The following is a 22,635-nucleotide window of genomic DNA, read 5'->3' as shown; positions in this document are numbered from 1 at the left end:
CTCTCGCGCCCCCTACTGCCAGCCGTAGCGCCGCACGTACCAGCGCTTCATCACCGTTGTCAGCAGCACATAGCCCGCCAGGATCCCCACCAGCCACGGAAAGTAAGCCAGCGGCAGCGCCTGCAGCTTGAAGTGACCGGCCAGCGGCCCCATGGGGATGAAGGTGCCCACGGCCATGATGAGCACCGTGGCCGTGAGCAGCGGCACCGAGGCCACGCTCTGCACAAACGGCAGCTTGGGGGTGCGGATCATGTGCACGATCAGCGTCTGCGTGAGCAGCCCCACCACAAACCAGCCCGACTGGAACAGGGTCTGTGCGCCCTCGTTGTTGGCACCAAACACGTGCCACATGACGGCGAAGGTGGTGATGTCGAACACCGAGCTGATGGGCCCGAAGAACACCATGAAGCGGCCGATGTCGCCCGGGTTCCACTTCAGCGGGTTGCGGATGAGCTCCTCGTCCACGTTGTCGAACGGGATGGCGATCTGCGACAGGTCGTACAGCAGGTTCTGCACCAAGAGGTGCAGCGGCAGCATCGGCAAAAATGGCAGGAACGCACTGGCCACCAGCACCGAGAACACGTTGCCGAAGTTGGAGCTGGCCGTCATGCGGATGTACTTGAGCATGTTGCTGAAGGTCTTGCGGCCCTCCATCACGCCCTCTTCCAGCACCATCAGGCTTTTCTCCAGCAGGATGATGTCGGCCGCCTCCTTGGCAATGTCCACCGCGCTGTCCACGCTGATGCCGATGTCGGCCGCACGCAGCGCGGGGGCGTCGTTGATGCCGTCGCCCATGAACCCCACCACATGGCCGCCCGCGCGCAGCGCGCGCACCAGCCGCTCCTTGTGCAGTGGCGAGAGCTTGGCAAACACGTTGTGGGTGTCGGCCGCGCGCGCCAGGGTGGCGTCGTCCATGGCGTCCACGTCCTTGCCCAGCAACACGCCCCGCACCGCCAGGCCCACCTCGCGGCAGACCTTGAGCGTCACCAGCTCGTTGTCGCCGGTCAGCACCTTCACGGCCACACCGTGCGCGGCCAGCGCCTTGAGCGCAGGGGCGGTGGATTCCTTCGGTGGGTCCAGAAACGCCACGTAGCCGATCAGCGTGAGGCCCGATTCATCGGCCACGCTGTACACCGTCTGGTGGGGCGGCGTCTCCTTCATGGCCACGGCGACCACGCGCAGGCCTTCGTTGTTCAGGCCGCGCGTCACCTCCAGCACCCGTGCGCGCAGGGTGGCGTCCAGCGGCAGGTCTTGCGCGCCGGTGTCTTCCACCACGCGCACCTGGGTGCACACGTCCAGCATCTCCTCCACCGCACCCTTGCAGATCAGCTCGTGGTGGTCGTTGCGCTCGCTGACGATGACCGACATGCGCCGGCGCACGAAGTCGAAAGGCACCTCATCGACCTTGCGGTAGTCCTGCGCCAGGCGCAGGTCGGTCTGCAGCTCCACATGCTCCAGCACGGCGTGGTCCAGCAGGTTCTTCAGGCCGCTCTGGTAGTGGCTGTTGAGGTAGGCAAAGGCCAGCACCTCGTCACTGTTGTGGCCGAACACGTCGGTGTGGCGCTCCAGAAAGATCTTGTCCTGCGTGAGCGTGCCGGTCTTGTCGGTGCACAGCACGTCCATGGCGCCAAAGTTCTGGATCGCGTCCAGCCGCTTGACCACCACCTTCTTGCGCGACAGCAGCACGGCCCCTTTGGCCAGCGTGCTGGTCACGATCATGGGCAGCATCTCGGGCGTGAGGCCCACGGCCACCGACAGCGCGAACAGAAACGCCTCCAGCCAGTCGCCCTTGGTAAAGCCGTTGACCACCAGCACGATGGGCACCATGACCAGCGCAAAGCGGATCAGCAGCCAGCTCACGCTGTTGACGCCTGCCTGGAACGCGGTGGGCGTGCGGTCGGTGGCCGTGACGCGGGTGGCCAGCGTGCCGAAGTAGGTGTGGTTGCCCGTGGCCACCACCAGTGCCGTGGCCGAGCCCGAGACCACGTTGGTGCCCATGAACAGCAGGTTGGTGGCGTCCAGCGCACTGGTGCCGGGCTGGCTGCGCTCGGCAAATTTTTCGACCGGCAGCGATTCGCCCGTCATGGCCGACTGGCTCACGAACAGGTCCTTGGCCGTGAGCACGCGGCAGTCCGACGGAATCATGTCGCCCGCCGACAGCACGATGTGGTCGCCCGGCACCAGCTGGTGGATGGGCAGCTCGCGCGGCGTAGCTGCACTTGCGGCGCCCTCCGCGCCGCTGCGGCGCAGCACCGTGGCGGTGTTGCTGACCAGCGACTTGAGGCGCTCGGCCGCGCGGTTGGAGCGGCCCTCCTGCACAAACCGCAGCAGCGTGGAGAGCACCACCATGGCCAGAATCACGACGGTGGCCTCGTGGTCCTCAGTGAGGTACGAGATCAGTGCCAGCACCGTGAGCAGCACGTTGAACGGGTTCTTGTAGCAGTGCCACAGGTGCAGCCAGGCGGGCAGCGGCTTTTCGTGCTCCACCTCGTTGGGGCCGTGCTGGGCCAGGGCGGCGGCGGCCTGGGCGTCACTCAGACCCGCAGGGTCGGACTGCAGGCGCTCGATCAGTGGGGGCAGGTCATCGCTGGCGGCGCGCTGCAGCTCGCGGCTGAGCAGGTCGGGCGAGGTGGCGGGGGTGGGCGCACGGCCCAGGGTCAGCGTGTCCAGGATCAGCCGCCGCGCAAAGTGGCGCGTCACATGGCGGGTGTGCAGAAAGCGGTCGAACAGGTGGTGCAGGAAGCTCATGGCGGTCTCCCTAGCAGCAAGCGCTGATGGCGTTGCGCGTCACGGGCAGTGGTGCCGTGTGCGCAGAAATGTGGATGAAACGGAACATGGTGAGTCACTCCTTCTGGCCTGCAACAGCCAGAGGCGTGAGGCTCACGCCGTCACGCGAGCCATCGCCCCGGGCCCTGGGCCTGGTATGCAAAGTTCAATGGGGATGTGGTGTGGGGCGGCGCTTCGGAGCGCCTGCGCGGGTCTGGGTCCATGGGGCCTCCTGGGTAGTGGTTGCAATACCGGCGTGAGTCGGCTTAAAGCGGCCGCGCCCGGCGGCGCAATGCCCGCGCAGGCGGCTGGCCATGCAGGTAGCAGCGAATGCGGTGCGTGGGCCACAACGTGGTGCCGTCAAGTTCGGCCACGGCTTGCAGGCTGTCAGCGGCCCCATGGGCAGGGCCCTGCGCGCCTGAAGGCAGCGATGCAGCATGCTCGGCACGTTCAGCGCCAGGCGCCACCGCGCGCTGGAAAAGGCGGGGCAGATCCACAACAAAAAAACGCATGGCCGTTGTCCTTGGCAGGCAGGGCGGAGCACGCAGACGCAGATGGGTGCCAGGGGGCACCGTCACAGCAGGCGGGCCATGCCCCAGCCAAAGGGGCGCGGCCCGTGCAGACGGCACAGATGCAGCAAAGCGGCAAGACGGTAAAGCAACCCACACCGCCATGGCCGAAGGGGGCGCACGGGGTACAACAGGGGCTGGGAGAGACGGGGCCGGAGCTTGCACAAGGCAATCCACGGCCCGGGAGCGGGCGTCAGGAGGCCTGGCAGGCAGCAGCCGTCACGGCTTGCTGGGGTTCACTGCAACAACTGGCACTTTCCACGCTGGGGCTCCGGAAATGAAGGTGCGCGATTATTGCGCTGCAACATGACGAGGTCAATGCGTTTTTTTGGTCCCGACGGTCACCCTTCAAACTGGGGATGCAACTGCCGGATGCGGTTCATGGCCATGGCCGCTGCTGCGGTGCGTGTTTCCACCCCCAGCTTGGCAAACACACGCTCCAGGTGCTTCTTGACGGTGGCGGGGCTGGCGCCCAGGATGTCGCCGATGTCGCGGTTGATCTTGCCCTTGACCACCCAGTACAGCACCTCGGCCTCGCGCGCGGTGAGCTTGAAGGACAGGCTCATGGATTCGATGATCTTGGCATCCGACACATCGCGCATCACGATGAGCCAGTCGCCGCCGCCGGCGCTGTCGCCAGCCTGCTGGTGCAGGCGGAAGGTCAGCCTGCGGGCACCCTGCTCCACCGCAAGGCGCGGGGGCTCGGCCAGCGAAGCGGCCAGCAGCTCGGCCGCGTTGTCGGCCAGCACATGGCGACGCAGCCAGGCCTGCACCGGCTCGGGCGCCCATTGGCCGAAGGCGGTGGGCGCGCCGTCCGGGCCCACTTCACCAAAGTAACTTTGCAGCAGCTCGCGCGCCAGCGGGGTCTGCCACACGATCCGTCCGTCCACCGCACGCACGGTGATGCTGGCGTAGCCAAACGCATCGAGCGCGTTGCGCGCCTCGCGGGCCTGGCGAGCGTCCTGCCGGGCCTTGCGGGCAGAGCCCAGGTGCACCCCCATGCGCGCCATCACCTCGCGCGGCTTGATGGGCTTGGTGACGTAGTCCACGCCGCCCGCCTCCAGCGCGGCCACCAGGTGTTCGGTCTCGGTCAGGCCGGTCATGAAGATGATGGGAATGTGTGCCGTGGCGGGCGATGCCTTCAAGCGCCGGGCCACTTCAAAGCCGTCCATGCCGGGCATCATCGCGTCCAGCAACACGATGTCGGGCAGGGCTTGCGCGGCGCGCTGCAGGGCGGCCTCGCCATGCGTGGCCACCAGCACGGTGTAGCCCGACTCATCCAGCGCGTCGTGCAAGACGGCCAGGTTGTCCGGCACGTCGTCCACGATCAGCACCACATCGCTGTCGGTGCGGTCCAGCGCGGCACCCGGCGCGCCCGGGGCCTGGAAGGGAGGTGGGTTGGCGATGGTCATCACGAGGGTGCCTGTTCCAGGATCTGGCCCATGGCATCGAACTGGAACTGCTTGGCCAGCTGCCGCATGGTGTCCACAAAAGCGCTGTGCGCGGGCTGGCTGCGTTCAATGTCGTCCAGGGTGTTGAGAATGCCCCGGTAGTAGCCCAAAGACACTGCCTGCGCCAAAGCCGCCAGCGCAGTGGCATCGGGGTACGTGAGGGGTGCGGGCGCCGCAGAGGCCGCTGTGGGCGCTGGCCCGGTGGGGGCCTCGGCAGCCTCGTCGTATTGCCATTGCAGGCCCAGGCGGCGCTCCAGCCAGTCCAGCAGCTCGCTGTGGCGCACAGGTTTGACGATGAAGTCTTCGGGCCGGATGTCCACGTCGTTGTCGAGCGCCTTGTCGAAGGCATTGGCGGAGACGATGGCACATTGCACGTCCGGCAACCGCATCTGCCGCACACGTCGCAAAGTCTCCCAGCCGTCGATGCCCGGCATGGCCAGGTCCATGAAGATGGCGTGCGGCCGGTAGCCGGTGGCCAGCAGGTCCAGCGCATCGTGGCCGCTGGCCGCCTGGCGCAGCTCAAAGCCCAGGGGTTCCAGCAGTTGCAGCAGCAGTTCGCGGTCGGGCTCCTCGTTGTCCACCACCAGGATGCGGCGGCGCTCGCCTGCATACCCCCTGCGAGCACGCTGGGCTTGCACCGCCACGGGCGCCACCGCCTTGCCCAGCACATCCCCATGCACCTCGGGCAGAAACAGCTTGACGTGGAACACCGAGCCTACGCCCGGCGTGCTGCTCACCGTCAGCTCGCCGCCCATGAGCGCGGTGAGCATCTTGGCAATGGTCAGGCCCAGGCCTGCGCCCGGCGCGGCCGTGGTGCTGCCGCCGCCCGAGCCGCCGCGTGCAAAGGGCTCGAAGATGCGCTCGATCTCCTCGGCCGTGAGGCCCGGCCCCGTGTCCTGCACCTCGATGCGTGCCATCTCGCGCGCATGGCGCACGCGCAGCGTGACAGTGCCGTGCGCCGTGAACTTGACGGCGTTGCCCAGCAGGTTGATGAGGATCTGGCGCAGCCGCTTGTCATCGGCACGCACCACTTCCGGAATCACGCCTTGCACATCGAAAGTGAACGCCAGGCCCTTGGCGGCAGCTTGCAGTTCGAACAGGCTGGCCATCTCGTGCAGCCCGTCCGCAAAGCGCATGGGCGCCACGTCGAGCGTGAGCTTGCCCGACTCGATGCGCGCGATGTCGAGCGTGCCTTCGATGAGCGACAACAAATGCTCGCCGCCGCGCCGGATCACATGCACCGCCTGCTTGCGGTGCGGGGGCACGCCCGCGTCTTCGCCCATGAGCTGGGCATAGCCCAGGATGCTGTTGAGCGGCGTGCGGATCTCGTGGCTGATGGCGCTGATGTAGCGGCTCTTGGCCTGGTTGGCCTGGTCGGCCGCGCGCTGGGCCGTTTCGGCCACCTGACGCGCCTGCTCGGCCACGCTGCGCGCGGTCTGCAGCGCCTCGTCGGTCTGGCGGTGCAACTCGATCTCGCGCACCAGCAGGCCGGTCTGGCGATTGGATTCCTCCTGCGCCACCTGGCGGCTCTTGTGCGCCAGCACCAGCCACCAGGCCACGATGCCGGAGATGACGAGAAGCGCCAAGTAAGCCTTGAGCAGGCCCGAGCGCAGCGCCACTTCGGGTGCCGCCATCACCTCGGTGTCCGTTGCCGCCTGGGCGATGGTGTTGAGCTCCTGGTGGTACAGCAGGCCCATCACCGAGGCCAGCAGCGGCGCAATCACCAGCATCAGCAGCAAAAAGTGCCCCAGGCCCGTGTCCAGGTAGCGCCACATGGCGCGCGGCAGCACCCAGCGCAGGGCGGCAGACCACTGCACCGCCATGCTCGCGTGGGGCTTGCACAGGTCGCCGCAACGCGCGTCCAGCGTGCAGCACAGCGAGCAGATGGCGCCCCGGTACGCGGGGCACTGCGCCATGTCGGGCGCTTCGTACTCGCGCTCGCAGATCACGCAGCGCTGCACGGTGGTGCGCCGGTAACTGCCCACCTCTGTGCCCAGCCCCCCTTCGGCATTGCGGCGCAGCGGGCCATGCAGGGGCACCGCCACCACGTCGGCCAGCGCAGCGGGCTCGGACTGGCGCGCTATGTAGTAGCGCCCCCCGGTGACCCAGGCAATGAGCGGCGCAGTGACAAAGGCCACCGCCATCGCAATCACGGCCGAAAACGCCTGCGGCAGCGGGCCGAACAGCCCCAGGTGCGCGCTGATGGAAAGGATGGACGCCAGCGCCATCGAACCCACGCCCACCGGATTGATGTCGTACAGATGCGCGCGCTTGAACTCGATGCCCTTGGGCGACAGGCCCAGCGGCTTGTTGATGACGAGGTCGGCCACCACGGACATGATCCAGGCGATGGCGATGTTGGAGTACAGCCCCAGCACCTCGCCCATGGCGCGGAACACGTTCATCTCCATCAGCATGAAGGCAATCAGCGTGTTGAACACCACCCACACCACCCGCCCCGGGTGGCTGTGCGTGAGGCGCGAGAAGAAGTTGGACCACGCCAGCGAGCCCGCATAGGCATTCGTCACGTTGATCTTGAGCTGCGATATCACCACAAACAGCGCCGTGGCAGCCACCGCCCAGCCGTAGTTGGGGAACACATATTCATAGGCGGCCAGGTACATCTGGTTCGGGTCCACCGCCCGGTCGGCGGGGACCATGTGGGTGAGCGCCAGATAGGCAAGCAGCGCGCCGCCCAGCATCTTGAGCACCCCCAGCACCACCCAGCCCGGCCCGCCCACCAGCACCCCCAGCCACCAGCGCCCGCGCGTGGCGGGCGTGCGGGCGGGCATGAAGCGCAGGTAGTCGGCCTGCTCCCCCATCTGGGTGATGAGTGCAATGCCCACGGTGAGCGCCGCACCAAACAAGGGCAACCGGAACGTGGCGCCGCGCATCGATTCACCACCGTAGTGCACAACCCCGGAAAACGCACCAGGATCGCGCACCAGCACATAGGCAAACGGCACCACCAGCATCACCAGCCACAGCGGCTGCGTCCACACCTGCAGGCGGCTGATGGCCGACACGCCGTGGGTGACCAGCGGAATCACCACAATGGCGCAGATGAGGTAGCCCCAGGTGGGCGGGATGTCGAGTGCCAGCTCCAGCGCATAGGCCATGACGGCGGCTTCGAGCGCGAAGAAGATGAAAGTGAAGCTGGCGTAGATCAGCGAGGTGAGCGTGGAGCCGATGTAGCCAAAGCCCGCGCCGCGCGTGAGCAGGTCCATGTCCACCCCGTAGCGCGCGGCATACACGCTGATGGGCAGCCCCGCCAGAAAGATGATGAGCCCCGTGGCCACGATGGCCCAGAAGGCATTGATGAAGCCGTACTGCACCAGCAGCGTGGCGCCCACGGCCTCCAGGATCAGGAACGAGGCCGCGCCAAACGCCGTGTTGGCCACGCGCCATTCGGACCATTTGCGAAAGCGCTGGGGCGTGTAGCGCAGCGCGTAGTCCTCCATGGTCTCGGTGGCCACCCAGCTGTTGTAGTCGCGCCGGACCTTCACGACCTGCTGCGGCGCCTGCGCGTCGGCATCCGGCCCCAAGGCTGCTGCCGAGGCCGCGTCGGGCGGTGCAAGGGGGGCGGTGGAAAGGGGCATGGGCAAAGGGCGGCGGCAGCCTTTGCAAGTGCAGTTTCCATGCCACGATTCGCCGTCACATCCAGCGCACCTTCGCCCTCTGGCGTATGGCGGGCACGGGGCTTGCTGCCTATGATGAATCCGCTGCCCTCAGGACCGCCCGGTCAGGACAACCTGCCACACGAGCCCATCCAGCCTTGAATTGAGTAGAACGACATGGAACTGACCCCTCGCGTTCGACCGCCTCGGCGGTCGCGCGAGCCATTTACCCCAGCATTGAGTGCAACGATATGGAACTGACTCCTCGCGAAAAAGACAAGCTGCTAATCTTCACTGCCGCCCTGCTGGCCGAGCGCCGCAAGGCCCGGGGGCTGAAGCTCAACTACCCCGAGGCCGTCGCCCTGATCAGTGCCGCCGTGATGGAAGGCGCGCGCGACGGCAAGACAGTGGCGCAGCTCATGAGCGAAGGCCGCACCGTGCTGACCCGCGCGGACGTGATGGAAGGCATCCCCGAGATGATTCCGGACATCCAGGTGGAGGCCACCTTCCCCGACGGCACCAAGCTCGTCACCGTCCATCAGCCGATCGTCTGACCCCTCCCCAACACGTCCCCTTCTCTCTGTGGAGCCCCCCATGCGCATCACACTCTCACACCGTCACACAGCCGCTCTTCTTTTTATAGCAACCAGTGCAATCAGTTCTAGCGCCATCGCCCATACCGGCGCTGAATCCCACATCCACAACAGTTTTCTGAGCGGCTTGGCCCACCCCCTGTTCGGCCTGGATCACCTGGCTGCCATGGTGGCCGTGGGCCTGTGGAGCGCCCTGGCCGCGCGCCATGCTGGACGCGAACTGCTGTGGGGCCCCATGGGCTTTGCGGCCATGTTGCTGGCAGGCGCCGTGCTGGGCCTGCAGGGCGTGACACTGCCTGCGGTGGAGCCGATGATTGCCGCGTCGCTGCTGGCCACGGGCCTGCTCGTCGTGTCGCGCCTGCGCGTGCCCGGCCTCATGGCCGCGCTGGGCGTGGGCGTGTTTGCCGTCTTTCACGGCGTGGCCCACGGCGTCGAGCTGGCGGGCAGCCACAGCGCCTGGCAAACCCTGGCGGGCATGCTGACGGCCACCGTGCTGCTGCATGGCGCGGGGCTGGCGGCAGGCTGGGCACTGCGCCATCGCACCGTGTGGCTCAGCCGCGCTGCAGGCGCTGCCGTGGCGCTGATGGGTGGCGCCCTGCTGGCCCAGATGGCCTGACAGGTCTGACTGGCGTCATGCATACCGACACCGCAGCAGCTCCCCCCTCAAGGACCCGACCATGATCCCAGGCGAACTCTTTACCGAACCCGGCGAGCACGCGCTCAACACCGGCCGCCGTACGCTGACCGTGGTGGTGCGCAACACCGGCGACCGGCCCATCCAGGTGGGCTCGCACTACCACTTTGCCGAGACCAACAACGCCCTGGGCTTTGACCGTGCGGCTGCACGCGGCATGCGGCTCAACATCGCATCCGGCACCGCCGTGCGCTTTGAACCCGGCCAGGAGCGCACCGTGGAGCTGGTGGACTACGCAGGCGAGCGCCGCGTATTCGGCTTTCAGGGGCTGACCCAGGGCCCGCTGTAGCAAATTCAAGCCCAATTGGCCGGTAGCGCCGGTATCAATTGCCCCAGCAGCTATCAAAAACATAGTAAACCGTTCTTGCGGAGCACCCCTCACATGGCAACCATTGGACGACGCGCCTACGCCGAGATGTTCGGCCCCACGGTGGGCGACCGCGTGCGCCTGGCCGACACCGAACTCATTCTCGAAGTCGAGGCCGACCACACCCTGCGCGCCGGCAGCTACGGCGAAGAGGTGAAGTTTGGCGGCGGCAAGACGATTCGCGACGGTATGGCACAGAGCCAGCGCAGCAACGCACAAGGCGCGGTGGACACAGTGCTGACCAACGCCCTGGTGGTAGACCACACCGGCATCTTCAAGGCCGACATCGGCCTGCGCGCAGGCCGCATCGCCGCCATCGGCAAAGCCGGCAACCCCGACACCCAGCCCGGCGTGGACATCATCATTGGCCCCGGCACCGAGGTCATCAGCTGCGAGGGCAACATCGTCACCGCAGGCGGCATCGACAGCCACATCCACTTCATCTGCCCGCAGCAGATCGAAGAGGCCCTGGCCAGCGGCGTGACCACCATGCTGGGCGGCGGCACCGGCCCCGCCACGGGCACGCTGGCCACCACCTGCACGTCGGGGCCCTTCAATATGGAGCGCATGCTGCAGGCCGCCGACGCATTCCCCATGAACCTCGGCTTCCTCGGCAAGGGCAACGCCAGCCTGCCCGATGCGCTGCACGAGCAGATCAACGCGGGCGCCATTGGCCTGAAGCTGCACGAAGACTGGGGCACCACGCCCTCGGCCATCAGCAACTGCCTGGATGTGGCCGAAGCCACCGACACGCAGGTGGCCATTCACAGCGACACGCTGAACGAATCGGGCTTTGTGGAGAACACCATTGCCGCCGTGGGCGGGCGCGGGATCTGCGCCTTCCACACCGAGGGCGCGGGCGGCGGCCATGCACCGGACATCCTGCGCGTGGTGGGCGAAGACAACTTTCTGCCCAGCTCCACCAACCCCACCATGCCCTACACCCAGAACACGCTGGACGAGCATGTGGACATGCTCATGGTGTGCCACCACCTCGATGCCAGCATTGCCGAGGATCTGGCCTTTGCCGAGAGCCGCATCCGCAAGGAGACCATCGCGGCCGAAGACATCCTGCACGACCTGGGCGCCATCAGCATGATGAGCAGCGACAGCCAGGCCATGGGCCGCGTGGGCGAGGTCATCCTGCGCACCTGGCAGACGGCGCACAAGATGAAGGTGCAGCGCGGCAGCCTGCAGGGCGACACGGCCCGCAACGACAACACGCGCATCAAACGCTACGTGGCCAAATACACCATCAACCCCGCGATTGCGCACGGCATCAGCCACGAGGTGGGGTCGCTCGAAGTCGGCAAGTGGGCCGACATCGTGATCTGGAAGCCCGCGTTCTTTGGCGTCAAGCCCGCGCTGATCCTGAAGGGCGGACTGATTGCCATGGCTGCGATGGGCGACCCCAATGCCTCCATCCCCACGCCGCAGCCCGTGCACTATCGGCCCATGTTTGGCGCGTTTGGCGGGGCCATCGCCAAAACGTCGCTCACCTTTGTCTCGCAGGCAGGGTTGGCTGCTGGCATTGGCGAGCGCTTTGGCCTGCGCAAGACGCTTTCCGCCGTGCGCAACATCCGCGGCATCCGCAAGCGCGACATGGTGCACAACAGCTACACGCCCAAGATGGAGGTGGACGCGCAGACCTACACCGTGCGCGCCGACGGCCAGCTGCTCACCTGTGAAGCGGCCACCGTGCTGCCCATGGCACAGCGCTACTTCCTGTTCTGAGGTTGCTTCCCATGAACGCCTTGCTGCAAGACCTGCGGATCCGCCTGGACGACCTGACCGATCCCCGCATCGAAGCCTTCATGCAGGAGCATTTGAAGGACATGCGTGCCACCTCGCCACCTGAGAGCGTGCACGCGCTCGACATGGTGCAACTGCGCCAGCCTGAGATCCGCTTCTGGACGGCCTGGCGCGGCGAGGGCGAGTTGGTGGGTACCGGTGCACTCAAGCACCTGGATGCCGACCATGCCGAACTCAAGTCCATGCGCACAGCAGCCAGCGTGCGTGGCCAGGGGGTGGGCCGGGCCGTGCTGGAACACATCCTGGGCCAGGCGGTGGACCTGGGCTACCAGCGCATCAGCCTGGAAACGGGCACCCAGCCCTTCTTTGAACCCGCGCACCAGCTGTACCTGCGCTATGGATTTACCGACTGTGCACCATTCGGCAGCTACCGGCCCGATCCCCACAGCCGCTACATGAGCCGTGCCCTGTAGCGCATCCGCGCATCGCCTTTCGGCCAGGGCCACAATGTTGACCTCGCCTATCCGGCTCCGCCCTTCCCTCTTGCCATGATTCAGGTCTCCAAACTTCTTCCCCAAGGCCAAGGCCTCGCTCCCGTACTGCTCAAGCGCGCCACCACCATCGAGCTGGACTGGGACGTGCGCCAGAAAAGCCGCTTTGCAGCCACCGACTCGGCCGGACGCGAACTGGGCATCTTCCTGCCCCGTGGCACCCTGGTGCGCGGCGGCGATGTGCTGGTGGCCGAAGACGGTTCCATGGTGCGCGTGATCGCAGCGCCGCAGCCGGTGCTGGTCATCACCCACTGCCAACAACACGGCACACCGTTTGACCTGACCCGCGCCGCCTACCACCTGGGCAACCGCCACGTGCCCATCGAGCTGCAGCCCGACCACCTCAAGATCGAGCCTGACCACGTGCTGGCCGACATGCTGCGCGCCATGCACCTCATCGTGAACGAGCAAAACCTGCCGTTTGAACCCGAAGGCGGTGCCTATGCTGCGGGGCATGGCGGCGGGCACCACTATGGGGGTCACGGCCATAGCCACGACCACGAGCATGCTCACGCGCACGATCATGGCCATGACCACGGGCACACGCACACAGAGGTACCGGCTGCGGCCACGCCCCCGGCCCGAGGCCGCACGGTGTCCATCCCCGTGGTGGCCCAAGGGCACGTGCACGGCCCGAACTGCAACCACGACCACTGAGCCACTGCCCATGCGCCTGGACCGCCCCACGCCGCTGCCGGCCGCCAGCTTTTTGCAGCTGATGTGGCTGGCCTCCCCTGCACTGCCGGTGGGCGGGTTTTCGTATTCCGAGGGGCTGGAAAGCGCCATTGAAAATGTGGGCCTCGCCAGCGAAACCGCCGTGGGTGACTGGCTGCAGGACCAGCTCCACATCACCCAGGCCCGGGGCGACATGGCCCTCGTCGCCAAGGCTGTGGGTGCGTGGCGGCGCGCCGACTGGGCGCATGTGCGCGAACTCAACGACTGGGTGCTGCACACCCGAGAAACGAGCGAACTGCGCCTGCAGACCGAGCAAATGGGCCGATCGATGGCCGACTGGCTGCGCAATCAGAACCAGGGCGACGAGACCCTGATGCCCGCCGTGCGCCACCTGGCCGCATTACCCCCCACCTACCCTGTGGCATTCGCACTGGCCGCATCCACCACCCAGGCGCCCGTGCGCGATGTCCTGCTGGCCTACGCTTTTGGCTGGGCGGAGAACATGGTGCAGGCCGCCCTCAAATCCATGCAGCTGGGCCAAAGCGCCGGCCAGCGCATCCTGGCCCGGCTGGCCGATGCCATCCCAGCCGCAGCCGACCATGCCATCGGGTTGATGGACAGCGAGCGCCAGGCCTTTTCGCCCATGCTCGCCATCCTGTCAGCCCAGCACGAAACCCAATACTCCCGCCTCTTCCGATCATGACCACCAGCAACCTGCACCACGTCCCGAACCGCACCAAGAATCTGCCGCCCCTTCGCGTGGGCATCGGTGGCCCCGTCGGCTCCGGCAAGACCACGCTGCTGGAAATGCTGTGCAAGACCATGCGCGATGACTACGACCTCATCGCCATCACCAACGACATCTACACCAAGGAAGACCAGCGCCTGCTCACCGTGAGCGGCGCGCTGCCCGCCGAGCGCATCCTGGGCGTGGAAACCGGCGGCTGCCCCCACACCGCCATCCGCGAGGACTGCTCCATCAACCTCGAAGCCATCGACCGCATGCTGGGCGAGTTCCCCAACGCCGACATCGTGTTTGTGGAAAGCGGCGGCGACAACCTGGCCGCCACCTTCAGCCCCGAGCTGAGCGACCTCACCATCTACGTCATCGATGTGGCCGCTGGCGAAAAAATCCCCCGCAAGGGCGGCCCTGGCATCACCAAAAGCGACCTGTTCATCATCAACAAGACCGACTTGGCCCCCCACGTGGGCGCCAACCTGGATGTGATGCACGCCGACACCACCCGCATGCGCACCAACGCCCAGGGCCTCAAGCCGTTTGTGATGACCAACCTCAAAACCCTGGCCGGCGTGGCCGATGTGGTCAAGTTCATCGAGACCCGGGGCATGCTGAAAAAATCAGCACCCGCAGTCGGCTAGAATTCGCGCCTTCCCTCCCGGAGACTTGGGTGAGTGGTTTAAACCAGCAGTCTTGAAAACTGCCGACGGGCAACCGTCCGTGAGTTCGAATCTCACAGTCTCCGCCATGCCTTGACGCGGTTTTTCAACCGTGCAAGCAGCTCGCTTTCCTTCTCTGCCTCCATGGCCGCAATGGCCATCCACGGTTCGGGCTCCTCTCCCAATTCGATAGCAAAGTTTCCAGCAAGCACTGGGCTTAGCCGTCCCTGCTTGATTGCGTGTGACAGCGCTCCGGGAGTGATGTTGAACTCTCGCGACCACGCGGCAGCGTTCTTCACGACCAGCGCTTTCTGCAGCAAATCCATCGTCTGAGGCATGTTTAGAACCCTTCAATATTGAGGGGATTTCACCACAAAGCGCTTTGCGGTTGTTTGAAAGGCTTTCAACATCCGGCCTATTGAAACCATTTCAATACGCACGGAGCCGCCATGAATTTCAGACCTCGGGTTTGCACACCCCTTGCCACCAGAGGCGCTGCAAGCGCTGTGGCGGCTCCTGCAGCGTCTTGGCTGGGGGTGTGCACCCTGCAAGCAGACTATCGTTCGGCTCGCATTTCAAGTAGCTCTGCAGGCACCGTTGTTTGCTCAGATGCGGGGACGACGGCCAAGTCTGACTTCACCCGGTCAATGTCAGGCACACGCGGATACCGAATCACTCGGTACCCAGCGTCTGACAGCAAAGCGTCACGCGCACTGTCCTCCTTCGCGCGGCCTTTGTGGCTGCTGTCGTCCAACTCAACGACTGCTATCACTTGGAAAGCAGCATCACAGACGACGAAGTCTGCGACCTTTCTGTCGAACGTGTTGCGGACTGCGTATGCGCGTGCAGTCAACAGCGCACTAAAGCTGACCTGTGCCAGGACGACCCGCTCTGGCAGCGCCTGCACGAGTCGGTTGTACATCGCCTGCTCGCGCTCTGTCAGCAGCGACTTTCGCTTAGGCCTCTCTGCAGTGCCTGCGCTCTTCTTGTTGGCTGCCGCCACCAATGCGGCGCCGACAACTATCAACACCAGGGCGCCGAGCAACACCAGCAATGACTTCATTGTTACCCCCTCCTTTTTCGAAGGGAGTTTCGCATGAGCGGCACCAGCAAGACGCTTGACGGAATCAAGGGCCAATCCGGCGCCGGAATGCTCAACACATGGCATTCCATCGCCACCCTCGTTGAGGGCATGCAGCAGCGCGCCGCAGCCGCGCCCAGCAAGCGGAGCGCGGGCGCGGCAGCGTCGCGCGGTATCCAAACCCTCCCCGTTGGTAATCACGGGGAGAACCTGAACGAGTCACAAGCATGACCCGCGCAAAGAAAACCGACCTCGTCCTGGACGGCAATGAGGTAAAGCTGCGCCTCACCGCAGAGCGGACCAAAACGAAGCAACCCGTTCACGTCGATTGGGTCCGCTTCACCTGCAACCTGCGCAACGCGCCCACGCCCACGATTGAAGACCTGTTCCCGCTGCACGACGGTGCGCGCTGGTCCGACGATGTGCCCCACGTTGAGCGCGCTGCACGTCTTGCCGAACTGCTGAGAGACATGCCCGATGCAGACTTCGCGGCCAGCGTCCAGGCCAAGGCCCTCGCCGAGCAAGCATGCGAAGCCCTCGGCCCCGAGTTCAGCGTGTTCCCTGAAATCCGCAAGGGCCACGACTTCTATCGCTTCCGCTGGTCCATCGTGCGCAATGAGGTCGAGTGCGGTTGGGTTGGCTACCTCTCCAGCGGCGACAGCCCACGCCAGCACGCGCAGGCCCGCACCATTCACTGCAACCTCTACGGCACCGCCTGCACCTTCGCTCGTCACGGCTTCAATCAGCGCCTTGCCGCCATCGTGGAGCGCACCGAAGCCACGATCACCCGCGTAGACCTCGCCCTCGATTTCTTCGACGGCTTCACAGGTGGCATGGACCGCGTGCAGGCCGACTACAAGGCCGGGTTGATGGACCACCATGGCCGCACGCCCAGCTGCAATCAGGTTGGCGATTGGTGCAACGGTCGCGCCCGGTCCTTCTACTTCGGCAGCAAGGAAGCGGGCAAACAAACCAACGTGTACGAAAAGGGCCACCAACTCTTCGGCCCCAAGGATTTCAGCCCATGGCTGCGCGTTGAGTTGCGCTATGGAAACAAGCTGCGCGTGCTGTCGTCGGACATGCTGCGCCGTCCCGCCGACTTCTTCGCAGGGGCCAGTGACTGGCACGCCGCCATGCTGCGCGAAGCCGGTTCACAGGCCACACCTGAGCCAGTACGCACCACGCAGCGCCTCGCCGCTGAAACCATCTGCGCCGAGGTCAAGCGCAACGTGCAGTGGCTCATGGACACCGCCGCGCCAAGCATCGCGCTGTGCTTCAAGCACCTCGGCAACACGCAGTTCATCGAAGAAATCCTCTTCCACAAAAAAGCGCCTGGACGACTCCAGCGCTTCAACGAAAACGAGATCGCAGGCGCGTTTGATCGCGCCTTCCATCGTGTTCTCGCACCTGGGCGTGGCCGGTCCGGGATGCAACCAGCTTAGGCCGTAACCAAGGATCAAAAAATGAAGATGACCAGCAAAGCCGTGTTGCACGGTATCAAGCAATCCAAGGGTGAGATTGAAGGCCGTCCCTTCGACTCCACCACCTTCCACCTGTCCGTGGACATTGCCCAAACCAGCAGTGGTGAATCCATCGGCGTCGTCACTCGCCCGTTCAAGCTCGGTGACTCCACAGAGTTCCAGAAGTGGGCACACCTCAAGAACGCGTGGCCCCTTGGCGGCGTCATGTGCGAGTGCGAATTCGACATCGTGGCCGGTTCTGAGAACACCACGAAATTGACGCTGCTTGCGATCAAGCCTGCAGCCACGGCCAAGGCCGCGTAAGGCCACAAGGCACCCCATGCGCAACGTGATTCAGTCCCGCACAACAGGCGCTTTCCTCGCGCCGTCTTTCGAGGACGGCCAGCCGGAGTGGGTCATGTTGCTCTGCGAAGCCGCTGTGGTGGAAGACCTCGAAACCTGTGTGCAGCTTATCGAGGACCACACCGAGCCATTCCACCGGCCACAGGTCATCGACCTGGACGACCTCTACAAAAAGCAGGAGCCACACCTTGGAAATTGACCTCGCATTCTTCGCCCAGCGCGTGGCAATGCTCGCCCTCCTGGCGGGCTTCGTCGGCGGTCTGCTGTTTGTGCTGGTGCATGGCGCAGTAGTCGCCCTCTCTGAGCGTCTGCGCTCTCGCGCCAGCACAGCCGAACGCATCGCCCAGGCACGCATTCGGGCGCAATCAATCTTTCGGGCCATGCCTCGTGGCTGACCCCACCGTCATCGAATGCCCCAGCACCTGCACGGTGACTGTGGTGCATGAATTAAGCCTCCCTCCGCTGCAACTCGACACAGCGGATGGAGCAGCCATCGCGGGCGCCGTCCTCGCGGTCTGGGCTGTCGGCTGGGCATTTCGCATGCTCATCCGCGCCCTGCACATCGACGGCAATTCATCAACTACCAAAGAGGAAAACTGACATGCAAAAAACCTTCAATCGCTCGCTCGTCGCCGTTGTCGCTCTGGCCGGTGCTGCTGCTGCAAACGCCGCAGCCGTGGACGTGACCGCCGTCACTGCTGACATTGCTCTGCAGGCTGCACCTATCGCCGCTGTCGGCGCTGCCGTGCTCATCCTGCACGTGGGCGTCAAGGCCTTTAAGTGGGTGCGTCAAGCCCTGTCCTAAGCGGCCCTCGCATGTGTCCCTGACCGGCCGGCAGGGGCCTTGCAAAAGCTCACGCGGTGGGCTTCTTCAAGGTGCAAAACAAATGGGCCTCTTCGTCATCATCGCAATCTTGGGGGCCGCATGGCTAATCTTTATCGCCTAGCCCTGCTGTTCATCTTCTGCTTCGGCAACGTTGCACACGCTCTGTCTCCCCAGGGCTCTTGGTACTCCAACAATGCGCCGTATATGCCAGCCGCAAGTGCGCAGGCTTACGGGTCCAAAGACTCCCTGTGTGCAGCTATTGCCGCTGCCATGGCAGGCCCCAATCCATCGCGCACCTACACCCCTCGCTCCGGTGGTACCACTTGCTTGATTGACAGCTATTCAGCCAGCACTGGCGCGTATGTCACCTCGAATGAGTACAACGCCACCAATCGCGGGAACTCCTGCCCCGAAGGTTCTACCGCCACTGGTGCTACCTGCACTTGTACCGCTCCACTCGTTGAAAAGGACGGCCAGTGCAAGCCGCCAGCTTGCCCAGAGGGCACCCACGAACAGGGCGGTGCATGCGTTCCAAACGACTGCAAACCCGATGAAACCCGCGTCAATGGTGTGTGCGTCAAAGACCCGCCGTGCCCTGCCGGTGAAACCCGCATCAATGGCGTGTGCAAGAAAAACAAATGCAAGGCGGGCGCCTCCGCAGGTGACTACACGGATCTGAGCGATAGCGTCACCTATCTTTGCGAAATGTCCGATGGCATGAATTGCCAAGTGCGTATCAAGCCCACCATCTGCGTCAAGATTGACGGCATTGAGAGCTGTACTGGTGCGGGCACCTTCACAGGTGCCACCTGCTCCGGTGGCAATGGAGGCACAGGCGGCGGCAATGGCAGCGGCGATGCTGGCGGAAACAATGGTGGCAATGGTTCTGGCCCTGGCACTGGTGGCGGCGGTAATGGTTCAAATGGCACTGGCTCTGGTGGCACAGGTACAGGTGGCGGCGGCACTGGTACGGGCACAGGTGGCGGCGGCACTGGCACAGGTGGCGGCGGCACAGGTACTGGCACGGGCGGCGGTGGCACAGGTACGGGCACCGGTGATGGCGGCACAGGCACCGGCACAGGTGGCGGCGGTACAGGCACGGGCAATGGTGGCTCCGGCTCTGGCTCTGGCACCAATGGCCCCACCTATCCCCCGCCAATCGTCATCCCTCCGGCGCCCGATGGTGGATGCCCGCCCGGAACCCACAAAAGCGGGAGTTGGTGCATCAAAGACCCGGCACCGCCTGACGGTGATGGAAAGTGCCCCGAAGGCTCAGTGAAGATCAACGGCAAGTGCGTGTACACAGAGCCTCCATCGGGCGGCGGTGGTGGTACCGGTGGCGGTGGCACTGGCGGCGGTGGCAACGGGAATGGCGATGGCGAGGACGGCAGCGGCTTTGGTGGCTCCTGCATGGCTGGCTTTGCCTGTGAAGGCGATGCCATCCAGTGCGCGATAGCCAAAGAGCAGTACCGCCGTAACTGCAAGCTGTTCGACGACACCAGCGCGGAATCTGACCTCTACAACGCGAACAAGGGCAAGACCGGCAACCAGACCGGCGATCTACCCGGAAACGAAACCATCAGCCTGAGCGGTCGCATCGACACATCGGACCCGCTCGGCGGTGGTGGCTGCATCGGAGATTTGAGCATCACCGTGTGGGGCCATGGCGTTTCCTTACCCCTTTCCAACCTCTGCCAGTACCTTGCCATGCTCGGCAATATCTTGGTGGCCGTGTCGATGCTCATGGCCGCCCGCATCGTCACAAGGGGATAACACCATGCCCATTTTTGTTGCTGCCATCGGCGGCATGTTGATCAACCTCGTTGGCACCCTCGCGGGCCGCATCCTGATCGCCCTGGGAATCAGCGTAGTGACCTATACCGGCGTGTCCACATCCCTCGACTGGATGAAGGCCGGGGCACTCTCCGCGCTCGGTGGCCTGCCCGCTGAAATGATCGGCCTGATTGGCTTCATGAAAGTAGGGGTGTGCATCAGCATCATCACCAGCGCGATCGCGGCCCGGGCCATCGTCAGCGGCATTAGCGGCGACAGCTTCAAGAAATGGGTGATGAAATGATTTACCTGACCACTGGTGCCAACGGCGCGGGCAAAACGCTGCTCACCCTCAAGGATGTACGCGCCCAGCAGATCAAGGAAAACCGCCCGGTCTACTATCACGGCTTCGACATGGACGATGCCAAGGCCGCGGAATTCGGCTGGCAGAAGTTCGACCCCAAGAAGTGGCAAGACCTGCCTGATGGCTCCATCTGCATCATGGACGAGTGCCAGAATGAGTTCCCATTGCGGCGCTCTGGCTCTGATGTTCCCGACTACGTCCAGGCCATCGCCCAGCATCGGCGGCGGCGCGGTTTCGACTTCTGGATGATCTGCCCGCACCCATCGCTGATCGATGTGTTTGTCCGTCGTCTGATCGACAAGCCTTCATGGCACCGCCACCTGAAACGTGCCTTTGGCGCCGATGTGGTCAGCGTCCTGCGCTTCGCAAGTCCTGACATGAAGTGCGAAGAACCAGGGGCAGGGGCACGCGGTGAAGTCTCGATGGTCGGCTATCCGAAAGAGGTCTACAACTGGTATCGCTCGGCCAGCCTGCACACCGGGAAAAAGAAAATCCCTCGGGCCGTCTACGTCCTGGCCGCGTGCGCCATCGCTGTTCCTGCTGCCCTGTACTTTGCGATCACTGGCGTTTACAAGAACGCCACCAAGCAGGCCAAGCCAGCTACAGAAACGGTAGCCAACGTGCCAGGCACAAACGGCGCCAACTCGGGCAATCCGAACATGCGGCAAGTCGCCCAAGTGATGACCGCCGATGAATACATTGCGCACCGTGTGCCTCGGCTGCAGGACTTTGCGCACACAGCGCCAGCCTATGACGAAGTGACCAAGCCGACGGAGGCCCCATACCCTGCAGCGTGCGTCCAGATGGGCAAAACCTGCAAGTGCTACACCCAGCAGGCCACGCTACTTCAGGTGAGCGGCGCGGTGTGCCTGCAGATCGTGGCGCAAGGCTTCTTCATGGACTGGAAAACGGCCAGCAAGGGCGAATACAGCCACCGCGACAGGGGCGACTATCAGCAGGGCCGCAACATGCCACAAGCGGCCCAGCAAATGGCCCAAGCAGCCCCGGTTCGTGCCGCGCCAGCACCAGACCCTGCCCACAAACATGCACAGGTGCAGCCGGTCTCCGAGTGGGCGCAGGGCCTTGCCGCTCGCAATGCTCAGACGCGCTCCAGCTTGACGCAGTGAGTCCCCTTCTTCACTGATAGACAACGGGGACCCAGCCCATAGCCCATGTGGCGCAGGGCTGGGGCGGGGGTATGGGGCCGCAGGGCACCATGGAAGACCAGCGTGCAACTCGTGCCCTCTGCTACTGCGCGCAGATACACTCATTGCAAGGAGAGAGAGCATGAACAGGCGTCCGTTTCGACCTGACGAAGAAGACACCGGCAAATTCTTGTTTGATGTATTCAAGATCGCCCTTGGCGTGTTTATTGGCGGGCTTGCAGCCGCCTTCACCTACGAAGCAATCCTGACCTATCGAGCGGAAGAAGCACTGCGCAAAGCCTCTCAAGAGATCAAGGCCCAAGCCGCACGCACGAATGCGGAGATTGCCAAGCAGCACGAACTGAACCAGCAGGCCAAAGAGGAAGAGCGCCAGCGCATCGAAGGCCTACGCGCCGCACAAGCCCTTGAAAACCGGCTTGAGTACGAAAGACGACAGCGGAAAGAGGACGCATGGGCAAGATTCCACCAACCCTCTCCAAACTGCAAACTGGACTCAGGCACTACAGCGTGCGCCAACGAATACATGGCCGCTCGCAAACGCTTTGAGAGCCAGTACATGGACCGTTGACGGTCTACGGATACGCGCGCGTCTCCACCACCGAGCAAAACACCGCCGTCCAGCTCGCGGCATTCAAACGCGCAGGAATCAAACACGTTGTGCAAGAGAAGCGCAGCGGCGTCGCGCGACGCCCTGAGCTCCAAGCGCTCCTTTCAAAACTGCGTCCAGGTGACGTGCTGGTGGTCTACAAACTGGACCGCCTCTCCCGCAGCCTGCGGGACCTCCTGCGGCTGCTGGAATCGCTGGAGCAATCCAGCGTTGCATTCCGCAGCCTCACAGAGTCGATAGACACCAGCACCCCCGCAGGCCGCATGTTTTGCCACATGCTGGGCGCCTTCGCTGAGTTCGAAAGAGCCATGATCCGCGAGCGTTGCGCTGCTGGATTTGAAGCCGCAAAAGCTCGGGGTCAGAAGTTCGGAAGGGCACGCGCCATGCCCGAAAAAACCGAGGCCAAACTGGTGCGCATGTACCTCTCAGGCAACTACACCATGCAGGCCCTGGCGGACCACTTCGACGTGCACACATCCAGCGTGAAGCGCGCCATCTATCGTGTCACCAAACCCGACCACAGCAGCCTCAGATAGCTTTATGGAAGTGCCGTTGGTTTTTC

26 protein-coding genes and 1 tRNA gene are annotated in these 22,635 nt (G+C 64.5%); 21 read left to right on the top strand and 6 right to left on the bottom strand.

From position 1 onward, the window contains the following. Positions 1–12: 12 nt before the first annotated feature. The 4 genes from mgtA to IB236_RS00980 all read right to left on the bottom strand — a co-directional run bounded on the left by mgtA (position 13) and on the right by IB236_RS00980 (position 8,385). Positions 13–2,748, bottom strand: coding sequence for a magnesium-translocating P-type ATPase (gene mgtA / locus IB236_RS00995; protein WP_192418340.1), 2,736 nt, complete (start codon positions 2,746–2,748; stop codon positions 13–15). Between the two features lie 284 nt (positions 2,749–3,032). Next, the gene (locus tag IB236_RS00990) at positions 3,033–3,278 is read right to left on the bottom strand and encodes a hypothetical protein (protein ID WP_056060597.1); all 246 of its coding nucleotides are present in this window, start codon (positions 3,276–3,278) and stop codon (positions 3,033–3,035) included. Between the two features lie 398 nt (positions 3,279–3,676). Then, positions 3,677–4,747, bottom strand: a complete 1,071-nt coding sequence (locus IB236_RS00985) for a response regulator (RefSeq protein WP_192418338.1) — start codon at positions 4,745–4,747, stop codon at positions 3,677–3,679. Further along, a complete protein-coding gene (locus IB236_RS00980; RefSeq protein WP_192418336.1) occupies positions 4,747–8,385 on the bottom strand; it encodes an ATP-binding protein in 3,639 nt (1,212 codons plus the stop codon). The genes IB236_RS00985 and IB236_RS00980 overlap by 1 nt, the downstream gene beginning before the upstream one ends. 269 nt (positions 8,386–8,654) lie before the next feature. Between IB236_RS00980 and IB236_RS00975 the strand changes: the two genes are divergently transcribed. The 9 genes from IB236_RS00975 to IB236_RS00935 all read left to right on the top strand — a co-directional run bounded on the left by IB236_RS00975 (position 8,655) and on the right by IB236_RS00935 (position 14,522). Then, the gene (locus tag IB236_RS00975; RefSeq protein ID WP_015012806.1) at positions 8,655–8,957 is read left to right on the top strand and encodes an urease subunit gamma; all 303 of its coding nucleotides are present in this window, start codon (positions 8,655–8,657) and stop codon (positions 8,955–8,957) included. Between the two features lie 40 nt (positions 8,958–8,997). Further along, the gene (locus IB236_RS00970) at positions 8,998–9,612 is read left to right on the top strand and encodes a HupE/UreJ family protein (protein ID WP_192418334.1); all 615 of its coding nucleotides are present in this window, start codon (positions 8,998–9,000) and stop codon (positions 9,610–9,612) included. Between the two features lie 61 nt (positions 9,613–9,673). Beyond that, on the top strand, positions 9,674–9,979 hold the full coding sequence (locus tag IB236_RS00965; RefSeq protein ID WP_056060586.1) for an urease subunit beta: 306 nt from the start codon (positions 9,674–9,676) through the stop codon (positions 9,977–9,979). 93 nt (positions 9,980–10,072) lie between these two features. Next, positions 10,073–11,791: an urease subunit alpha gene (gene ureC, locus IB236_RS00960; RefSeq protein ID WP_099729397.1), complete on the top strand. Its 1,719-nt coding sequence runs from the start codon at positions 10,073–10,075 to the stop codon at positions 11,789–11,791. Between the two features lie 11 nt (positions 11,792–11,802). After that, the gene (locus tag IB236_RS00955) at positions 11,803–12,282 is read left to right on the top strand and encodes a GNAT family N-acetyltransferase (protein ID WP_146872273.1); all 480 of its coding nucleotides are present in this window, start codon (positions 11,803–11,805) and stop codon (positions 12,280–12,282) included. A gap of 75 nt (positions 12,283–12,357) precedes the next feature. Continuing rightward, a complete protein-coding gene (ureE, locus tag IB236_RS00950) occupies positions 12,358–13,017 on the top strand; it encodes an urease accessory protein UreE (protein WP_192418332.1) in 660 nt (219 codons plus the stop codon). A gap of 10 nt (positions 13,018–13,027) precedes the next feature. After that, positions 13,028–13,738 (top strand): urease accessory protein UreF, encoded by a 711-nt coding sequence (locus IB236_RS00945; RefSeq protein WP_192418330.1) that lies wholly within the window; start codon positions 13,028–13,030, stop codon positions 13,736–13,738. Next, positions 13,735–14,415 (top strand): urease accessory protein UreG, encoded by a 681-nt coding sequence (gene ureG, locus IB236_RS00940; protein WP_056060569.1) that lies wholly within the window; start codon positions 13,735–13,737, stop codon positions 14,413–14,415. Before IB236_RS00945 ends, ureG begins: the two co-directional genes overlap by 4 nt. 19 nt (positions 14,416–14,434) lie before the next feature. Next, positions 14,435–14,522, top strand: a tRNA-Ser gene (locus IB236_RS00935). Here IB236_RS00935 and IB236_RS00930 read toward each other — a convergent pair. Both IB236_RS00930 and IB236_RS00925 read right to left on the bottom strand, forming a co-directional pair. Further along, positions 14,508–14,759: a hypothetical protein gene (locus IB236_RS00930; protein ID WP_192418328.1), complete on the bottom strand. Its 252-nt coding sequence runs from the start codon at positions 14,757–14,759 to the stop codon at positions 14,508–14,510. The two genes, IB236_RS00935 and IB236_RS00930, sit on opposite strands and share 15 nt — an antisense overlap. A gap of 230 nt (positions 14,760–14,989) precedes the next feature. Continuing rightward, positions 14,990–15,496: a DUF2726 domain-containing protein gene (locus tag IB236_RS00925; RefSeq protein ID WP_192418326.1), complete on the bottom strand. Its 507-nt coding sequence runs from the start codon at positions 15,494–15,496 to the stop codon at positions 14,990–14,992. Positions 15,497–15,529: 33 nt separating this feature from the next. Between IB236_RS00925 and IB236_RS00920 the strand changes: the two genes are divergently transcribed. The 12 genes from IB236_RS00920 (at position 15,530) to IB236_RS00865 (ending at position 22,609) form a co-directional block, all read left to right on the top strand. Next, the gene (locus IB236_RS00920) at positions 15,530–15,745 is read left to right on the top strand and encodes a hypothetical protein (protein WP_192418324.1); all 216 of its coding nucleotides are present in this window, start codon (positions 15,530–15,532) and stop codon (positions 15,743–15,745) included. Then, entirely contained in the window at positions 15,742–16,956 is a 1,215-nt protein-coding gene (locus tag IB236_RS00915) for a replication initiation factor domain-containing protein (protein WP_192418322.1), read from the top strand. The genes IB236_RS00920 and IB236_RS00915 overlap by 4 nt, the downstream gene beginning before the upstream one ends. A gap of 21 nt (positions 16,957–16,977) precedes the next feature. Further along, positions 16,978–17,298 carry a hypothetical protein gene (locus tag IB236_RS00910; RefSeq protein WP_192418320.1) on the top strand — a complete coding sequence of 107 codons (321 nt, stop codon included), beginning with the start codon at positions 16,978–16,980 and terminating at the stop codon, positions 17,296–17,298. A 16-nt stretch (positions 17,299–17,314) separates the two neighbouring features. After that, on the top strand, positions 17,315–17,536 hold the full coding sequence (locus tag IB236_RS00905; protein ID WP_192418318.1) for a hypothetical protein: 222 nt from the start codon (positions 17,315–17,317) through the stop codon (positions 17,534–17,536). After that, positions 17,526–17,732 carry a hypothetical protein gene (locus IB236_RS00900; RefSeq protein WP_192418316.1) on the top strand — a complete coding sequence of 69 codons (207 nt, stop codon included), beginning with the start codon at positions 17,526–17,528 and terminating at the stop codon, positions 17,730–17,732. The genes IB236_RS00905 and IB236_RS00900 overlap by 11 nt, the downstream gene beginning before the upstream one ends. Further along, entirely contained in the window at positions 17,725–17,937 is a 213-nt protein-coding gene (locus IB236_RS00895; RefSeq protein ID WP_192418314.1) for a hypothetical protein, read from the top strand. Before IB236_RS00900 ends, IB236_RS00895 begins: the two co-directional genes overlap by 8 nt. Before the next feature lies 1 nt (position 17,938). After that, positions 17,939–18,142, top strand: a complete 204-nt coding sequence (locus IB236_RS00890) for a major capsid protein (protein WP_192418298.1) — start codon at positions 17,939–17,941, stop codon at positions 18,140–18,142. Between the two features lie 348 nt (positions 18,143–18,490). Beyond that, positions 18,491–19,936, top strand: coding sequence for a virulence factor TspB C-terminal domain-related protein (locus IB236_RS00885; protein WP_225580893.1), 1,446 nt, complete (start codon positions 18,491–18,493; stop codon positions 19,934–19,936). A gap of 4 nt (positions 19,937–19,940) precedes the next feature. Further along, complete coding sequence (locus tag IB236_RS00880; protein ID WP_192418294.1) at positions 19,941–20,240, top strand: DUF2523 domain-containing protein; 300 nt, start codon at positions 19,941–19,943, stop codon at positions 20,238–20,240. Beyond that, a complete protein-coding gene (locus IB236_RS00875) occupies positions 20,237–21,427 on the top strand; it encodes a zonular occludens toxin domain-containing protein (protein WP_192418292.1) in 1,191 nt (396 codons plus the stop codon). Before IB236_RS00880 ends, IB236_RS00875 begins: the two co-directional genes overlap by 4 nt. A gap of 160 nt (positions 21,428–21,587) precedes the next feature. Beyond that, positions 21,588–22,034 (top strand): hypothetical protein, encoded by a 447-nt coding sequence (locus IB236_RS00870; protein ID WP_192418290.1) that lies wholly within the window; start codon positions 21,588–21,590, stop codon positions 22,032–22,034. Beyond that, positions 22,031–22,609, top strand: a complete 579-nt coding sequence (locus tag IB236_RS00865; protein ID WP_192418288.1) for a recombinase family protein — start codon at positions 22,031–22,033, stop codon at positions 22,607–22,609. The genes IB236_RS00870 and IB236_RS00865 overlap by 4 nt, the downstream gene beginning before the upstream one ends. The last annotated feature ends 26 nt before the right edge of the window (positions 22,610–22,635 follow it).

The sequence above is a fragment of the Acidovorax sp. ACV02 genome (genome assembly GCF_014851475.1).
GTDB lineage: Bacteria > Pseudomonadota > Gammaproteobacteria > Burkholderiales > Burkholderiaceae_C > Acidovorax > Acidovorax delafieldii.
Note: the sequence above shows the minus strand (reverse complement) of the source record. Positions and strands in the feature narration are given on the sequence as shown.

Bases quoted from the DNA above. Each gene is read 5' to 3' on its own strand.
- ureG (WP_056060569.1), top strand. From the start codon at position 13,735: ATGACCACCAGCAACCTGCACCACGTCCCGAACCGCACCAAGAATCTG.
- IB236_RS00890 (WP_192418298.1), top strand. From the start codon at position 17,939: ATGCAAAAAACCTTCAATCGCTCGCTCGTCGCCGTTGTCGCTCTGGCC.
- IB236_RS00905 (WP_192418318.1), top strand. From the start codon at position 17,315: ATGCGCAACGTGATTCAGTCCCGCACAACAGGCGCTTTCCTCGCGCCG.
- IB236_RS00920 (WP_192418324.1), top strand. From the start codon at position 15,530: ATGAGCGGCACCAGCAAGACGCTTGACGGAATCAAGGGCCAATCCGGC.
- IB236_RS00930 (WP_192418328.1), bottom strand. From the start codon at position 14,759: ATGGATTTGCTGCAGAAAGCGCTGGTCGTGAAGAACGCTGCCGCGTGG.
- IB236_RS00965 (WP_056060586.1), top strand. From the start codon at position 9,674: ATGATCCCAGGCGAACTCTTTACCGAACCCGGCGAGCACGCGCTCAAC.
- IB236_RS00985 (WP_192418338.1), bottom strand. From the start codon at position 4,747: ATGACCATCGCCAACCCACCTCCCTTCCAGGCCCCGGGCGCGCCGGGT.
- IB236_RS00915 (WP_192418322.1), top strand. From the start codon at position 15,742: ATGACCCGCGCAAAGAAAACCGACCTCGTCCTGGACGGCAATGAGGTA.
- ureE (WP_192418332.1), top strand. From the start codon at position 12,358: ATGATTCAGGTCTCCAAACTTCTTCCCCAAGGCCAAGGCCTCGCTCCC.
- ureC (WP_099729397.1), top strand. From the start codon at position 10,073: ATGGCAACCATTGGACGACGCGCCTACGCCGAGATGTTCGGCCCCACG.
- IB236_RS00870 (WP_192418290.1), top strand. From the start codon at position 21,588: ATGAACAGGCGTCCGTTTCGACCTGACGAAGAAGACACCGGCAAATTC.
- IB236_RS00880 (WP_192418294.1), top strand. From the start codon at position 19,941: ATGCCCATTTTTGTTGCTGCCATCGGCGGCATGTTGATCAACCTCGTT.
- IB236_RS00970 (WP_192418334.1), top strand. From the start codon at position 8,998: ATGCGCATCACACTCTCACACCGTCACACAGCCGCTCTTCTTTTTATA.
- IB236_RS00910 (WP_192418320.1), top strand. From the start codon at position 16,978: ATGAAGATGACCAGCAAAGCCGTGTTGCACGGTATCAAGCAATCCAAG.
- IB236_RS00990 (WP_056060597.1), bottom strand. From the start codon at position 3,278: ATGCGTTTTTTTGTTGTGGATCTGCCCCGCCTTTTCCAGCGCGCGGTG.
- mgtA (WP_192418340.1), bottom strand. From the start codon at position 2,748: ATGAGCTTCCTGCACCACCTGTTCGACCGCTTTCTGCACACCCGCCAT.
- IB236_RS00945 (WP_192418330.1), top strand. From the start codon at position 13,028: ATGCGCCTGGACCGCCCCACGCCGCTGCCGGCCGCCAGCTTTTTGCAG.
- IB236_RS00975 (WP_015012806.1), top strand. From the start codon at position 8,655: ATGGAACTGACTCCTCGCGAAAAAGACAAGCTGCTAATCTTCACTGCC.
- IB236_RS00925 (WP_192418326.1), bottom strand. From the start codon at position 15,496: ATGAAGTCATTGCTGGTGTTGCTCGGCGCCCTGGTGTTGATAGTTGTC.
- IB236_RS00980 (WP_192418336.1), bottom strand. From the start codon at position 8,385: ATGCCCCTTTCCACCGCCCCCCTTGCACCGCCCGACGCGGCCTCGGCA.
- IB236_RS00875 (WP_192418292.1), top strand. From the start codon at position 20,237: ATGATTTACCTGACCACTGGTGCCAACGGCGCGGGCAAAACGCTGCTC.
- IB236_RS00955 (WP_146872273.1), top strand. From the start codon at position 11,803: ATGAACGCCTTGCTGCAAGACCTGCGGATCCGCCTGGACGACCTGACC.